This is a genomic window from Corynebacterium provencense, assembly GCA_900049755.1.
GTDB lineage: Bacteria > Actinomycetota > Actinomycetes > Mycobacteriales > Mycobacteriaceae > Corynebacterium > Corynebacterium neomassiliense.
Map to the genome: position 1 here is coordinate 202,738 of LT160592.1, position 14,911 is coordinate 217,648.

Consider the following 14,911-nt stretch of genomic DNA (forward strand, 5'->3'; position numbering starts at 1 on the left):
TCCCCCTCTGTCCGGTTTTCACCCCCGGGTCGGGGATATGCAACTTGTTGCACATGGCCCTGTGATGTGGGTTACAGTCCAGGTATGGCGTTGGACCACGCGATCATGATCTCACTGGCTGAACGACCCGGCACCGGTTACGAGCTGGGACGGCAGTTCGCCACGTCACTCGGCCACTTCTGGCCGGCGACCCGACAGCAGATCTACCGCACCCTGTCCCGCCTGCACGCCGACGGCCTGATCACCTGCCGCGACGTCGTCCAGGAGGGACGTCCGGACAAGAAGATCTACACACTCTCCCCCGCCGGCGAGGACGCCCTGGCGTCCTGGATCGACCAGCCGACCACGGTCACCACGCTGCGTGACGAACTCGGCGTGAAACTCCGCGGTGCCGGGCACGGAGACATGGCACGTGTCCTCGACGACGTGAGACACCACCTCGAAGTCCATTCCGGACGCCTCGCCCTGTACCACCACTACGCACGGACCCAGTTTCCCGATGCAGTGGTCCCCACGGGGCAGACCCTGGCCCCGGCGCAGATCCCGACCGGCCGGCGCCTGCACCAGTACCTCGTTCTCCGCGGCGGCATCCGCCTGGAGGAGGCGTTCGTCGACTGGTGCAACGAGGTGCTGACTGCACTTTCTCCTGAACCAGCCCCTGCAACGACCCCTGAGAAGAGTCCGACATGAGCTCCCTTTACCCGAATCTGTTCCGCCCGCTGGACATCGGCGGCATCACTCTTCCGAACCGGTCTGTCATGGGTTCCATGCACACCGGACTGGAGGACCGGATCCGACACGCTGACGAGCTCGGCGAGTTCTATGCCGAACGTGCCCGGGGCGGGGTCGGTCTGATCATCACCGGGGGAATCGCACCGATCCGCTCCGGGGACCTCATGGCGATGGGAGCGCGGATGGCCACGCCGTTGGCGGTCCGTCACCACCGCCGGGTCACCGACGCCGTCCACGGGGCGGGCGGGCTGATAGCCATGCAGATCCTCCACGCCGGGCGCTACGGGGTGACACCTTTCAAGGCCGCTCCCGGGTCCGAGCCTTCGCCGATCCACCCGTTCAGGCACATCCGGATGACGGAGGGGATGATCCGCCGTACGATCCGTTCCTTCGGTCGCGCCGCCCGCCTGGCCCGCCTGGCGGGGTATGACGCCGTGGAGATCATGGGGGGCGAGGGTTACCTGGTCAACCAGTTCCTCTGCCCCCACACCAACGACCGGACCGACCGCTGGGGCGGGTCCACCGTCAACCGGCAGCGCTTCCTCATCGAGGTCATCGATGAGATCCGCCGGCAGGTTCCCCGTGAGTTTCCGGTGATCCTGCGCCAGTCCGTCGCCGATTTCGTGGACGGTGGCCAGACGTTCGAGGAGATTGCACTGCTCGCCCGGCGTGCCGAGAGACACGGGGTGGACGCCGTGAACACCGACATCGGCTGGCATGAGGCGAAGGTCCCGACGATTGTCACTTCGGTTCCGCGCGCCGCTTTCGTGAAATTCACGGAGAGACTGCGTGACGAGGTTTCGATCCCGCTCATCGCGTCGAACCGGATCAACACGCCTGAGGTTGCCGAGCAGGTCCTCACCGACCACCGGGTGGACGCGGTCTCCATGGCACGCCCGTTCCTCGCCGACCCTCGTTTCATGGAGAAAGCGGCACAGGGACGTCCTGGGGAGATCAACACGTGTATCGGCTGCAACCAGGCCTGCCTCGACCACATCTTCGTCGGTAAGAGAGTTTCCTGTCTGGTCAATCCGCGGGCGGGGCGGGAGACGACTCTTGTGCTCTCCCCGACCCGTTCCGCGAAGAGGATCGCGGTGGTCGGTGCCGGGCCTGCGGGTCTGTCTGCGGCGGTGTCCGCGGCGGAGAAAGGGCACCGGGTCACGCTTTTCGAGGCACGGGACCATGTGGGCGGGCAGTTCGCTATTGCTGCCCGTATTCCGGGGAAGGAGGAGTTCCACGAGTCCATCCGGTATTTCCGTACCCGGTTGGCGGTACTCGGGGTGGATGTGAGGCTGGGCACGAGGGTTTCGGCCCAGGAGTTGACGGAGGAGAACTTCGACCATGTGATCCTGGCTACCGGGGTGACCCCGCGTGTCCCACGGATCGAGGGGGCGGATCATCCGATGGTGATGACGTACGCGCAGGCTGTGCGTGGTGAGAGGGAGATAGGTCACCGGGTGGCGGTGCTCGGTGCCGGGGGGATCGGCTTCGATGTCTCGGAGTTTCTCACCACTCCCTCGGGCCCGGATTCCCCTTCCCTGCACCTCAAGGAGTGGGAGCAGGAGTGGGGGGTCACCGAGGATCTGGACACCCCGGGCTTCCTGACGACCCCGCGGCCGGAGGCTCCCCTGCGCGAGGTGTACATGGTGCAGCGTAAGCCGACCCGTCAGGGAAGGACGCTGGGGAAGACCACCGGCTGGGTCCACCGCGCCGCGGTGAAGGCGAAGAAGGTCGAGCAGATCAGCGGGGCGACCTACGAGAGGATCGACGACGACGGACTGCACCTGGCCTTTTACGAGGAGAAGAAGGACAGGAAAGGAAGGGTGGTGTCGAAGGTGCTCACGGGTCGTCGTGTCCTCGCCGTCGACAACATCGTCCTGTGCACCGGACAGGAGTCCGTCAATGATCTGGCGGAGCCGCTGGCTGCCGCGGGAGTCACCTTCGACATCGTCGGTGGCGCGGACCTTGCCGCAGAGTTGGACGCCAAACGTGCGATCCGTCAGGGCACGGAGGCCGCGGCCCGTATCGCGTGATGCTGTCGCCCTGTTTCCGGGCGTGCCGGCGTCCCGGTGGGTCGGATGACCACCGGGGTGCGAGGACCGGCTAACTGGAACGCAGGGGCGCCAGGGGCCCGTCGGCTTCGGTGGAGTCGGTGTAGCCGTCGGGTCCTGTCCAGTCCACCGTCACTCCGTCGTCCGGAGTTGACGCTGACCACAGTCCTGCGGTTTTCAGGGCGTGGTGGGTGCGGCACAACAGCATGCAGTTTGAGACGGAGGTCGGACCGTCAGATTCCGGGGTGGTGTGCGGGGAGCTGATGATGTGGTCGTGTTCGCATCTGCCGGCCGGCACGGCGCAGTGGGGGAACCTGCAGTGTCCGTCCCTGCCCTGCACTGTCGCTTTCTGGAGCGTGGTGAAGGTGTACCCACGCGCCTGCCGGTGATTGATCTCCTTCCGGGACGGGAGTTCGCGAACCAGGGTCGCCACACCTTCAAGTGCGCTGGCTGTGAGGTCGGAGACATATCCGACTCCGGGAATGAACGCACCTCCGACACCGTGTCTGCCGTCGAGTGTCGGGCGGTAGAGGTTCACCGTGATCTTCATGGTGGCCGGAGTGTCACCCAGAAGGTCGAGCAGGACCCTCGCCCTGCACTGGGCCATCGAGGGGAGTCCGGAGAACGCGGCATTCTCATCGGAGCACAGGGCCTCCTCCGTGCCGTCGTGTTCCGCCCGACGGGCTTCCCTCAGCAGGTCCAGGGCACGGTCCCCCACCGTGGACCAGACGGCGTCTGCCGTCACGGCAGATCCGCAGTCGAGGATCAACCGGTTCTCCCGCCGGTACAGCCGTTGTGTGTCCTGTTCACGCTGTTCCGTGGCGGACACGATGTTCCCTGCGACTGCCGCCAGAGTCTCATCCGTCACCTGGGAGAATGCCTCCAGAGTGGCGGGTCCGCCCTCTCTGATCCAGTCCGAAAGAGCCTCAGAGACTGCCGCGTCAATCAACGGGCGGACCGATTCGGCCACACGGGTCTTGAGCCCCACCAGGTGCCTGTTGATTCTCAGCCACACCGTGTCCAGGTGATCCACAGTGATTCTTCCATCATCGAACAGAAGTTCAAACAGTGCCGGCATACGTTCGGCGATTCCCGCCCCGTGGACGTAACGGTAGGCCTCCGACCGGGACCGTCCACGTGCCGCCAGCACACTCGAGGCCCGCAGCTCCGGCACCACCGTCACCAACCAGGACACGAGTGAAAGCTCCCGCCTGTTCAGGTCAGTCACGAGCTGCCGGGCCGGATTCTCCACCCCCACAACGGATTCCGGATACAGAGCATCCATCTTCGCCCCCCGTCCAATCTCTGCCGGCCCCCTGCCGACTCCCCAACTTCCTGGTATGTACGTTAGCAATACTACCCGAACCAATCCACGGAGTCAAACATATGTTTGACTCCGCCAGCCGACCGGGCCAGCCGGCCGGACCAGCCGGCCGGGCCCCACAGTCCCGCACCGCCAACCGGTTCACGGCGCGGCGGGCGTCACTGGCAGCCCCGCGCGCCGCCCGCCTTGGGGGTCCCCGACGGCTGCCTCTTTTCCACATCAAGCTGACTATAAGAGCACGGGGCCCCACCGTTTTTTTCTAATGATCCGGCGACCACCGACGCCTACACTCCCACCGCAGCGGCGATCCGGTCACCGACCTCGGCAGTACGGATCTGGGATCCGTCCCGTCCCGCAACTTCAGCGAGCACTGCAGCCTCGATCTTCTCGGCCTGAAGGTTACGCAGGGTGGCGTCCTCCCCCTCGTTGCCCGCGAGATGCCGCAGCAGCAGTGCCGTGGACAGGATCGCCGCACACGGGTCGGCGATGCCCTTGCCGGCGATGTCCGGCGCGGAGCCGTGGACCGGCTCGAACATCGAGGGATTCTTCCGGGACGGGTCGATGTTGCCGGACGCCGCCAGACCGATTCCGCCGGTGACGGCCCCGGCCAGGTCGGTGAGGATGTCGCCGAACAGGTTGTCGGTGACGATCACGTCGAAACGGCCCGGATCCGTGACCATGTAGATGGTCGCCGCGTCGATGTGGCAGTAGTCGACCTCCACGTCCGGGTATTCACCTCCGACGGTCTCCACGGCCCGTGACCACAGGCCGCCGGCGTTGACCAGCACATTGGTCTTGTGGACGAGGGTCAGTCTGCGGGACCGTGCCCGTGCCCGGGAGAAGGCGTCCCGGACGACCCGTTCGACCCCGTACCACGTGTTCTGACTGACCTCACTGGCGACTTCGTGGTCGGTCCCCTCGCGCAGGGTACCGCCGTTACCGCAGTAGAGCCCCTCCGTCCCTTCACGGACCACCACGAAGTCGATGTCCCCGGGTTCCGCCAGAGGTGAGGACGCCCCGGGGAAGAGTTTCGCCGGGCGCAGGTTCACGGCGTGGCCCAGCCGGAACCGCAGCGGCAGCAGCAGACCCCGTTCGAGAACGCCGGCGGGGACCGACCTGGGATCGCCGACGGCGCCGAGGAGGATCGCGTCATGGTCGCGCAGGGACTCGAGGTCAGCGTCGGTGAGGAGCTCCCCGTTGCGCAGGTAGCGCCGTGCCCCGAGGTCGTAGTCGGTGGTGTCGACGGCCCCGCCGCCGGTCGCCGATGTCACCGAGCGCAGGACTTTCAGTGCTTCGGCGGTGACCTCGGTTCCGATACCGTCTCCGGCAATAACCGCAAGTTTCATTCTGTGGACCCTTTCGCGTTATCGCGTCTCACATAGTTGGAAATCTCCAGTCAGACTACCATGCGCCCGGCTCTCGCCCTGCGGACATCATCCACCCCCGCAGACCTACCCCGGGGGTGCATGAAGGGGTATACACATACGTCGATCTTGTGTGGTCCGGCACCGTCGGGGACTAACATCCATTCTCCCCGGACACTTCGGTGAGGCTCACCTCTGGTAAGTGGCCGGGCACCGGCCGCGCCCGACCGGTCAACAGTCAGCACACCGTGTCAGAAAGCAGCGTCCGTGTTCTACACCAACGCCCTCATCGGGCTCCGCGAGGGACTCGAGGCCACCATGGTGGTCATCATCCTCGCCGCATACCTCCGGAAGACGGACCAACGTCGTTCCTACCCCTGGCTCTGGGGAGGTGTCCTCGCCGCACTCCTGGTCACCGTGGGAGTCTTCCTCGTCATCCACTTCGGCACCAGAACACTCACCACCACCGGTCAGGAACTCATCGGAGGTATCGCCTCACTGGTCACCGTGGCGCTGGTCGTGTGGATGCTGCTCTGGATGAAGGGCGCCGACAGGAACATGACCGCCGAACTCGAGGGAAAGATGGGGCACGCCGTGTCCACAGGCCCCCTCGCAGTCGCGACGGTGGCCTTCATCGCCGTCGCCAGGGAAGGCATCGAAACAGCCCTCCTGGTCTTCGACTCCTTCAGCCGTGCCCTCGGCGTCCCCTTCGCAGGGCTCGTCACCGGGGTCGCGGCATCCGTCGCCATCGGTGTGGCCGTGTACATCGGAGCAGTCAACGTCAACCTGAGGATCTTCTTCCGGGTCACCGGGGCCCTCCTCATCCTCGTGGCCGCAGGCATCCTCCGCTACGGGATCACCGACCTCCAGGAGGCCAATGTGCTTCCCGGACTGACCGACTACGCCTTCGACATCTCCGGCGTCCTCGTGCCCGGTACCTGGTACGCCACCCTTCTCGAGGGAATGTTCAACATCGTCGCAGCGCCGACCGTGCTCGCGTTCACCGCATGGGCACTGTTCCTCCTCATCACCGTTCCCACCTACTTCCGCCCCGTAAAGGACAAGAAATGATGTTCTCCCGTGTCACCCGCGCAGCCGTGGTCACCCCGGTCGTGCTGGCCCTCCCCCTGGCCGTGGCCTCCTGCACGGAGAAGGACGATGACGCCCCGGCGTTCACCGTCACCGCCACCGACGACTCCTGCGACGTCGACTCCTACGACGCGACCACCGGAAACAACAGTTTCGAGGTCACCAACAACGGCAGGAAGATCACCGAGTTCTACGTCTACACCTCCGGTGACCGCGTCGTCGGCGAGGTCGAGAACATCGGCCCCGGGGCGACACGCAAGCTGCTGGTGTCCATCCCCGAGGCCGGAACATACAAGGTGACCTGCAAGCCCGGCATGGTCGGCGACGGTATCAGCCATGATCTCACCGTCACCGGAGACGCCGTCGACCTCGCCGAGGGGGACGACAAACTCAGCGCAGCCGTCGACGGCTACCTGCGCTACGTACGCTCGCAGACAACCGCCCTGCGGGAGTCCGTCGACACCTTCGCCGACGCCGTCCGCGCCGGCGACGTCGACACCGCCAAATCACTGTTCGCCCCGACGAGGACGTACTACGAGCGCATCGAGCCGATCGCCGAAGCCTTCCCCGATGACCTCGACCCGCGGATCGACCTGCGCGAGGCAGACCTCGAGGACGGCCAGAAATGGACCGGGTTCCACAAGATCGAGAAGGCCCTGTGGGTGGACGGCCGGATCAACGACGAGACGAAGGCTGACGCCGACCAGCTGGTCAAGGATGTCGCCGAACTGGCGGACGGGGTCGACGCCACCGACTTCACCGTCGCACCCGACGCCATCGCCAACGGTGCCCACGGCCTCCTCGACGAGATCTCCACCTCGAAGATCACCGGTGAAGAGGACACGTTCTCCCACACCGACCTGTGGGACTTCCAGGCCAACCTCGACGGCTCCAAGGCCGCCGTCGCCGCCCTCGAGGAGACCATCGACGAGAAGGACCCCAACCTGCTCGCCGACATCAACGCCAAGTTCGACAACGTCCAGAAACTGCTCGACGGTTTCCGTCAGGGCGACGGCTTCATCTCCTACGACAAGGTCAGGGAAGATGACCGCAGGAAACTCTCCACCGCCCTTGACCAGCTCAACGAACAGGTCGCCAAGGTCACCGGCGTCATCACCGGAGCGGAGGCGAAGTAAAATGCCCCGCGGGTCAGTCTCCCGACGCGGATTCCTCACCGGCCTGGGCCTCACAGGGCTCGGCGCCGCCGCAGCAGGCACCGCCGGAGCGGCGTCCCTGGCGTCCTGCTCTTCAGGAGAAGACGACCGGAACGCCGGACAGACCGTCCCGTTCCGGGGCGACCACCAGGCAGGCGTCACCACCGCCCAGCAGGAGCACCTGCACATCGTCGCCTTCAACGTCCTCACCGACGACCGTGACGAGCTTCGGGACATGCTCGCGACCTGGACAACCATGGCCGAACGGATGACCCGGGGCGAACAGACCACCGACGGAGGTGCCCTGACGGGGACGGACGCGGACGCCAACACCGATCCCGACGGCACCCTCAACCTCGTCCCGGAGGACACCGGCGAAGCGGTCGACCTGTCCGCAGGACGCCTGACAGTCACCGTCGGCTACGGCCCCTCCCTGTTCGACGGACGTTTCGGCCTGCAGGACCGCCGACCTGCGGAACTCGAACCGCTGCCGAAATTCCCCGGAGACCAGCTGGTGCCGGACCTGTGCGACGGGGACATCGTCATCCAGGCATGCTCCGACGATCCCCAGGTGGCCGTCCACGCGGTACGCAACCTCACCCGCGCCGGCTCCGGGGTGGTCGAAGTCAGGTGGTCGCAGCTGGGGTACGGGGCCGCGTCAAGGACCACGAAGGAGGGTGACACCCCGCGCAACCTCTTCGGGTTCAAGGACGGCACCCGCAATATCACCGCCGACGAGACCGATGACATCAACAACATGGTGTGGGTCTCCGCGGACCGGCCCGACAGTGCCGGACCGGGCGGGTGGATGACCGGCGGCACCTACATGTGCGTACGCAGGATACGGATGCTTCTGGAAGTCTGGGACCGTCAGATCCTCGACGACCAGCAGCACACCTTCGCCAGGTACAAGGGCTCGGGAGCCCCCATCGGCGCCCACGACGAGTTCGACGACCTGCCCTTCGACCTCTACCTTGGTACCGGCGGGCCTGCGATTCCCCGGGACTCCCATGTCTATCTGGCGCACCCTGACCAGAACAACGGGCAGCGGATGCTGCGACGCGCCTACAACTTCATCGAAGGCTCCGACTCGATGGGGCACCTGTCAGGCGGGCTGTTCTTCATCGCCTACGTCGCCGCACCGTCGGTGAACTTCACACCGGTCCAGATGAAGCTGGCGCACGAGGACAAGATGAACGAGTACGTCAGATACGAGTCCAAGGCGGTGTTCGCCTGTCCGCCCGGGCTGGCTGAAGGATCCTCCGCGAACTGGGGCACCGCACTGTTCGGCGGTTAGGCGGCCGGCCCGATGTCGCCTCCGGGTCGGCGACAGGCCAGGTCAGAAGGCGTGCGGGCCGTGCACCTCCACCGCACTGCGTGTGAACAGCATCACCGTGACCGCGACCACCGCGGCGGCCGCGGCCGTGAAATACGGGACGGAGGGATCGAACTTCTCCGCCAGTTCCGTCGACGCGAACGGGGCGATGACGCCTCCCATCCACCGCACGAAGTTGTACGCGGCCGAAGCGACAGGCTGGGGGTTGTCGGACACGCTCATCGCCATCTCCGTGTACATGGTGTTGTTGACACCCAGCAGGGCACCGGAGACGACAACCAGCACGGTGACCACCCACGGTGTGCCGTGGAAGACACCGAGCAGGACGTACACGGCGACCAGACCACAGAGGGTGAGCATCGTGGTGTTCGCGGCTCCGACACGGTTCTGGAACACCGGGGCGATGAAGACCGAGAAGACCGCAAGAGCGGAACCCCAGCCGAAGAACACGAGGCCGATCCCGTACTCCCCCGAGTCCAGGAGGAACGGGGTGTAGGCCAGCACAGTGAAAAATCCGAAGTTGTAGAACAGAGCGGAGAATGACACCCCGAAAAGACCGCCGTGCCGCAGTGCCCGCAGCGGAGCAGCGAAACTGGTCCTCTCCCCGGTCACCGGTGTGGAGGGAAGTTTGACCACCAGCACCAGCAGTGCGATGAGCATGAGGACGGCAGTGCCGAAGAAGGGGCCGCGCCAGTTCAGGTCCCCCAGGACGGCACCCACCAGCGGGCCGCAGGCCATGCCCAGCCCGAGTGCCGCCTCGTAGAGGATGATCGCGACGGCACGACCCCCGGAGGCGACGGCGACGATGACCGCCAGGGCGGTCGCCACGAACAGGGCGTTGCCCAGACCCCACCCGGCACGGAAGGCGACGAGTTCTCCGACACTTCCGGAGGTTCCGGCGAGGGCGGCGAAGATCACGATGAGCGTCAACCCGGTCAGAAGCGTTCGCTTTCCTCCCACCCGGCTCGACACCGCCCCGGTGACCAGCATCATCACGGCCGTGACCGCGAAGTAGCTGGTGAACAGCAGTGAGACCTGGGACGGGCCGGCATCCAGATTCTCGGCAATCGCCGGCAGGATGGGGTCGACCAGTCCGATACCCATGAAGGCGAAGACGCAGGCCAGGGCAGTCGCCCACACCGCAACAGGTTGGCGGAGCATCGACTCCTTCTCGGACTCCAGTGTCGCGGCGTCAGGTGCCACGGGGGTGACGCCACCGGCACTGCTGTCATCTGTCGAGGTCGTTTTCACCCGGTCATCTCCCTGCTTCTGTGTCTGCTGCTGTGGTTGCTTCTGCCATTCCGGCGTCCCAGCGTTCCCGGCGGGCGTCGGAACCGGCACCCTGCCTCTCCTGTCTGACGATCTCGGCGGCGAGCCGTGACAAAGGTCCCAGACCTGCGCGGACCTTCTCCCGGTCAGTGGCGTCCAGACGGTCCAGATAGAAGGACAGGACGCCGTTACGCTGTCTGTTCGCTTCGGCGAGCGCCTCACGTCCCGCTTCCGTCATGTCGACGAGAGTCACGCGGGCGTCACCTGCCGAGGTGCGGCGCCTGACCAGCCCCGCAGCACCCAGTCGGGAGACGAGCTGGCTCATCCCCGGCTGGGTGACTCCGCTGAGCCTGGCGAGGTCGCCGATCCTGGCCGGACCTTCGGCCAGCGTGTTGAGCACACTGACCTGGGCGGTGGAGAGCTCCCCGGGGTACTCGAGGACACGGACCATCTGGATGGCCACCCGCAGGGAGTCGCGGATCTCCTGGGCGATGTCCCGGAGGTCGGAACAGTCGGAACTGCGGGGGACGTCAGAGACGTCAGAGGAGGTACCGGATTCGGAAAGAGCCATGTCGCATAACGGTATTATATAAGCTCGTTATGTACAAGTCCGGTCTTTCCCGCCGCGGCACTGCCCCAGGGTCACACGCAGAAAACCCGGAAGCCACCGCCTCCACGGCGGTGGCTTCCGGGTCGGTACGACAGTGTCCGGAGTCCGGGGGGGGCAGTTCCCTGTCCAGCTGGTGGACTGCCCCGGACTCCCTGACTCGGGCGGGTGCCTACCCGAGGTCCAGCTGGACGGCGCGGGACGCGGACAGCGCTTCCCCGATCTGGTCGATGAGCGGGGCCGGGATCTCCTTCTCCACGCGCAGCACCAGGGTCGCGGAACCCTCGGTGAGGTCCTGGGACAGGGCCGCCGCGTTGATGTTGATGCCTTCGCGACCCAGGAAGGTGCCGACCTTGCCGAGGGCACCGGGCTGGTCGGTGTAGGTCAGGAACAGGTTGAGGCCTTCGGCCCGCAGGTCAAGGCCACGGTCGTTGATCCGGACGATCTTCTCCACGTGGTCGAGGCCGGTGAGCGCACCGATGACGGATACCGCGGTCCCGTCACCGGCGACGGCCTTCACCTCCAGTACGGAGCGGTGGGTGACGGATTCGTCGGCGGTGGTGACAGTCAGCTCCACTCCCCGCTCTTCGGCGATCTGCGGCGTGTTGACGAAGGTGACCTGCTCGTCCACGACACCGGCGAAGACACCGCGGAGAGCTGCCAGGCCGAGTGCGTCGACCGATTCGGTCGACAGCTCACCGCGGGCCTCCACGGACACGGCCGACACCGGCGCCGCCAGCAGGGCCGAGGCAACCTTGCCCAGCTTGGTGGCGAGGTTGAGCCACAGTGCGACTTCCTCGGAGACTCTGCCACCGGTGACGTTGACGGCGTCCGGGACGAAATCACCGGCGAGAGCTTTGAGCACGGACGCCGCGACATCAGTTCCCGCCCGGTCCTGGGCCTCCACGGTGGACGCGCCGAGGTGCGGGGTCACGACGACCTGGGGAAGCTCGAACAGCGGCGAGTCGGTGCAGGGCTCCTTCGAGTAGACGTCGAATCCGGCACCCCGGATCCGACCTTCCTTGATCGCGTCCGCGAGAGCCTGCTCGTCGACCAGGCCACCGCGGGCGGCGTTGATGATGATCTGACCCTTTTTGGCGCCTGCGAGGAGCTCGGCGTTGAACATTCCCGCCGTTTCCTTGGTCTTCGGCAGGTGGATGGTGACGAAATCTGCCCTGGCCATCAGTTCCGCCAGATCAACCAGCTCCACCCCGAGCTGTGCGGCGCGGGCGGGGTTTGCGTACGGGTCGTAGGCGATGATCTCGGTCTCGAAGGCCGCCAGACGTTGTGCGAACAGCTGGCCGATGTGCCCGAAGCCGACGATTCCGACGGTCTTTCCGAAGACCTCGACCCCCTTGAAGGAGGACCGCTTCCATTCGCCGTCACGCAGGGTCTTGTCCGCGGCGGGAATCTGGCGCGCCGTGGACAGGAGCAGGGCGATGGCGTGTTCGCAGGCGGAGTGGATGTTCGAGGTCGGGGCGTTGGCGACCATGACGCCGCGGGCGGTGGCGGCCTCGATGTCGACATTGTCCAGACCGACGCCGGCGCGGCCGATGATCTGCAGTTTCGGTGCCGCGGAGAGAACCTCGGCGTCCACGGTGGTGGCTGAGCGTACGAGCAGGGCGTCAGCGTCTTTGACGGCCTCCAGCAGTTCCGGACGGTTCGGACCGTCGACCCACCGCACTTCCACGGAGTCACCCAGTGCGTCCACGGTGGACTGGGCGAGCTTGTCGGCGATGAGAACGACGGGACGGGAATTCTGGCTCACAGGGTCTCCTGAAAAATATGTTGTTCCTGACTCCCCCGGCACGACCGCGTCAGAGGGCAGGGCCCGCGCCTTCTGCGACCCCCGGTGGCGAACCCGGTGACGGTGGCGCACGACTACGGTCAGCTTAGTACGACCGGTTCCCTGTGTGGGACACCGGCCGGGCAGGACGCCCATTCTGTGGGACTTCAGGGGTGATGGCACCTACCCCCGGGTCATCCGCACACGGCGTCCTCATGCCCCTCGTGGCCCCTCTCCTCCACCTGGACGGTCGTGTGGGAGATGCCGTGGTCACGGAAAGCCTCCTGGACCCGGTCAAGGATTCCGCACCGGTCCTCCTCGTCAGCGGGCTCATCGGTGACCACGTGGACCGAGGCGACCGCCGTCTCCCCGTCGACACTCCAGATGTGGAGGTCATGGAGGTGGCGGACGCCCGGCAGGTCGAGCACCTCATCGTAGAGACCCGTGGCGTCCACGGACACCGGGACCTGCTCCATCAGGACCCGGCCGGCCGTTCTCAACAGTGCCCAGGAACGGGGCAGGATCAGCAGGGCGATCAACAAGGACGCCGCGGGATCCACCCACGTCCAACCTGTGACGGCGATGACCAGCGCCGCGACGATGACAGCCACAGAGCCGAGCAGGTCCGCGAGGACATGGAGGTAGGCCCCGCGCATGTTCAACGACTCACCCTGACCGCCGTTGAGGATCAGTGCGGAGATCACGTTCGCCACCAGGCCGACCACCGCAACGACGAGCATCATCCCGGTCTCCACCTCGACCCCCTCCCCCATCCGCCGGAAGGCCGAGACCGCGATCCACACCGCAATCACACACACCGCACCCGCGTTGACGGCGGCCGCCAGGACTTCCGCCCTGCGGAAGCCCCAGGTGGAGCGTCGGGTAGCCGGACGGGATCCGATGATCATCGCGAAAGCCGCCACGATGAGCCCCCCGGCATCCGAGAGCATGTGCCCCGCATCTGCGAGCAGCGCCAGTGACCCGGACACGATCCCGCCGACCACTTCCGCGAGGAAGATGACGGTGGTCATGGTGATGACGACCCACAGTCTTTTTCCCCGCACGCGGGAATGGTCGTGACCGTGGTCGTGACTGTGGTCGTGACTGTGACTGTCGACGTGGCCACTACCGCGCGAGTGATCCTGACTACCGTGACCCATGTGGGCACCTCTCATTTTCATTAACAGCTCATCGCCCAGAGTAGGCGACATATCTCCACAGGTCAACGGGCATTTTAGGCAAAGGTAATCGTTTTCATCAGCGTCGCCGGCAGCGCTGTTCCGATGTGCCCGGGCAGAGTCCCCGGACACCCGAAATCGCACAGCGGGCACCCCCGTCAGACACTCCCCGTCCGGGCCGTGGGCACGATGACACCGTCCACGGAAAGGACAGAGACGAACCCCCGAGCGGACGACCGCCTGGATCACGACGTGCCTGGACACTTACGAAAGGACACCAGTGATCTGCCCCCGGCGCAGCAGCGAGAACGTTCAAATCCAGATCGTGCAGACCGGAGGGAAGAACGCCCACAAAGGTGTCGGCCTGGTCTGCCACAGCAACAACTCAGCGCGTGCCCTCACTGCGGTATCCATGCTCGGAATGTCGAACCTGCTGTGGAAGAAGTCGCAAGGGACTACCCGGCAGAAGCACCAGCGGCCGGAGCGCCCTAGCTTCAGACACGCGGTCCCGACCCCGCGCATCGCCGCTCAGCGACAGTGACGACCCTGCACCGTCCACCCCGGTCGAGCGTGGCGGTACTGACACTCAAGAAGGAGCGACCATGACCACCCCAGACACGGCGAAATCCTCAACTACCACCGACCCCGATGCCAACCACTGGACGTCACAGTGATCAGCGGCATCCTCACCGACACCAGCCTCGCCCCCACCAACAGCCAGGTCTTCGTCGATGGCAAGAACAGGTGGATCGGCGCCGCTCCCATGCGCCCGGACGGGAAGACGGAATCACACTCGGACGCGTGACTCATGAACGATGACGGGCTCTTCTCCGCCACAGGCGAAGCACACAACAGCACATGGGCGGCCCCCGCATCCGTGATCGGCTACTCGGCTGGCGACAATGACGCACAGACCGTCGACAACTGCGACATCGAACTCTGAACCGTCGCGGGTGACCCTGGCATCCGCCGAAACCCACTTGCTTTAGACGATCGTCGTGGGCAGGAGAGGGGCCCGATC

The 14,911-nt window shown here is 65.8% G+C and carries 13 protein-coding genes; 7 read left to right on the forward strand and 6 right to left on the reverse strand.

Annotation, left to right across the window (positions count from 1 at the left end; all coding sequences use genetic code 11):
- The first annotated feature begins 84 nt into the window (after positions 1-84).
- A complete protein-coding gene (locus BN3906_RS00955; protein WP_066583040.1) occupies positions 85-690 on the forward strand; it encodes a PadR family transcriptional regulator in 606 nt (201 codons plus the stop codon).
- Positions 687-2,765, forward strand: a complete 2,079-nt coding sequence (locus tag BN3906_RS00960) for an NADPH-dependent 2,4-dienoyl-CoA reductase (protein WP_066583041.1) — start codon at positions 687-689, stop codon at positions 2,763-2,765. Before BN3906_RS00955 ends, BN3906_RS00960 begins: the two co-directional genes overlap by 4 nt.
- A 70-nt stretch (positions 2,766-2,835) precedes the next feature.
- Here BN3906_RS00960 and BN3906_RS00965 read toward each other — a convergent pair whose 3' ends face one another.
- Complete coding sequence (locus BN3906_RS00965) at positions 2,836-4,068, reverse strand: HNH endonuclease signature motif containing protein (protein ID WP_066583042.1); 1,233 nt, start codon at positions 4,066-4,068, stop codon at positions 2,836-2,838.
- A 323-nt stretch (positions 4,069-4,391) separates the two neighbouring features.
- Complete coding sequence (locus BN3906_RS00970; RefSeq protein WP_066583044.1) at positions 4,392-5,453, reverse strand: 3-isopropylmalate dehydrogenase; 1,062 nt, start codon at positions 5,451-5,453, stop codon at positions 4,392-4,394.
- Between the two features lie 285 nt (positions 5,454-5,738).
- Between BN3906_RS00970 and efeU the strand changes: the two genes are divergently transcribed.
- From efeU to efeB, 3 genes are read left to right on the forward strand one after another with little or no spacing between them, the layout of a single operon-like run.
- Entirely contained in the window at positions 5,739-6,542 is an 804-nt protein-coding gene (efeU, locus tag BN3906_RS00975) for an iron uptake transporter permease EfeU (RefSeq protein WP_066583047.1), read from the forward strand.
- Positions 6,539-7,696, forward strand: a complete 1,158-nt coding sequence (gene efeO, locus BN3906_RS00980; protein ID WP_066583050.1) for an iron uptake system protein EfeO — start codon at positions 6,539-6,541, stop codon at positions 7,694-7,696. Before efeU ends, efeO begins: the two co-directional genes overlap by 4 nt.
- A 1-nt stretch (position 7,697) precedes the next feature.
- A complete protein-coding gene (gene efeB, locus BN3906_RS00985; RefSeq protein ID WP_066583052.1) occupies positions 7,698-9,011 on the forward strand; it encodes an iron uptake transporter deferrochelatase/peroxidase subunit in 1,314 nt (437 codons plus the stop codon).
- A gap of 42 nt (positions 9,012-9,053) precedes the next feature.
- Here efeB and BN3906_RS00990 read toward each other — a convergent pair whose 3' ends face one another.
- The 4 genes from BN3906_RS00990 to BN3906_RS01005 form a co-directional block, all read right to left on the reverse strand.
- Positions 9,054-10,211: an MFS transporter gene (locus tag BN3906_RS00990; protein WP_078057191.1), complete on the reverse strand. Its 1,158-nt coding sequence runs from the start codon at positions 10,209-10,211 to the stop codon at positions 9,054-9,056.
- A 94-nt stretch (positions 10,212-10,305) separates the two neighbouring features.
- Positions 10,306-10,890 (reverse strand): MarR family winged helix-turn-helix transcriptional regulator, encoded by a 585-nt coding sequence (locus BN3906_RS00995; RefSeq protein ID WP_066583054.1) that lies wholly within the window; start codon positions 10,888-10,890, stop codon positions 10,306-10,308.
- A 208-nt stretch (positions 10,891-11,098) separates the two neighbouring features.
- Positions 11,099-12,694: a phosphoglycerate dehydrogenase gene (gene serA, locus BN3906_RS01000; RefSeq protein ID WP_066583056.1), complete on the reverse strand. Its 1,596-nt coding sequence runs from the start codon at positions 12,692-12,694 to the stop codon at positions 11,099-11,101.
- A 212-nt stretch (positions 12,695-12,906) separates the two neighbouring features.
- Positions 12,907-13,776 carry a cation diffusion facilitator family transporter gene (locus tag BN3906_RS01005; RefSeq protein ID WP_227871216.1) on the reverse strand — a complete coding sequence of 290 codons (870 nt, stop codon included), beginning with the start codon at positions 13,774-13,776 and terminating at the stop codon, positions 12,907-12,909.
- Between the two features lie 784 nt (positions 13,777-14,560).
- On the opposite strand from BN3906_RS01005, the gene BN3906_RS14910 reads away from it, so the two are divergent.
- The gene (locus BN3906_RS14910; RefSeq protein WP_261796796.1) at positions 14,561-14,695 is read left to right on the forward strand and encodes a hypothetical protein; all 135 of its coding nucleotides are present in this window, start codon (positions 14,561-14,563) and stop codon (positions 14,693-14,695) included.
- A gap of 3 nt (positions 14,696-14,698) precedes the next feature.
- Positions 14,699-14,833, forward strand: coding sequence for a hypothetical protein (locus BN3906_RS14915; RefSeq protein ID WP_261796797.1), 135 nt, complete (start codon positions 14,699-14,701; stop codon positions 14,831-14,833).
- Positions 14,834-14,911: the final 78 nt, after the last annotated feature.

Bases quoted from the DNA above. Each gene is read 5' to 3' on its own strand.
- efeB (WP_066583052.1), top strand. From the start codon at position 7,698: ATGCCCCGCGGGTCAGTCTCCCGACGCGGATTCCTCACCGGCCTGGGC.
- BN3906_RS00995 (WP_066583054.1), bottom strand. From the start codon at position 10,890: ATGGCTCTTTCCGAATCCGGTACCTCCTCTGACGTCTCTGACGTCCCC.
- BN3906_RS00965 (WP_066583042.1), bottom strand. From the start codon at position 4,068: ATGGATGCTCTGTATCCGGAATCCGTTGTGGGGGTGGAGAATCCGGCC.
- BN3906_RS00990 (WP_078057191.1), bottom strand. From the start codon at position 10,211: ATGCTCCGCCAACCTGTTGCGGTGTGGGCGACTGCCCTGGCCTGCGTC.
- BN3906_RS00970 (WP_066583044.1), bottom strand. From the start codon at position 5,453: ATGAAACTTGCGGTTATTGCCGGAGACGGTATCGGAACCGAGGTCACC.
- BN3906_RS00955 (WP_066583040.1), top strand. From the start codon at position 85: ATGGCGTTGGACCACGCGATCATGATCTCACTGGCTGAACGACCCGGC.
- efeO (WP_066583050.1), top strand. From the start codon at position 6,539: ATGATGTTCTCCCGTGTCACCCGCGCAGCCGTGGTCACCCCGGTCGTG.
- BN3906_RS00960 (WP_066583041.1), top strand. From the start codon at position 687: ATGAGCTCCCTTTACCCGAATCTGTTCCGCCCGCTGGACATCGGCGGC.
- BN3906_RS14915 (WP_261796797.1), top strand. From the start codon at position 14,699: ATGAACGATGACGGGCTCTTCTCCGCCACAGGCGAAGCACACAACAGC.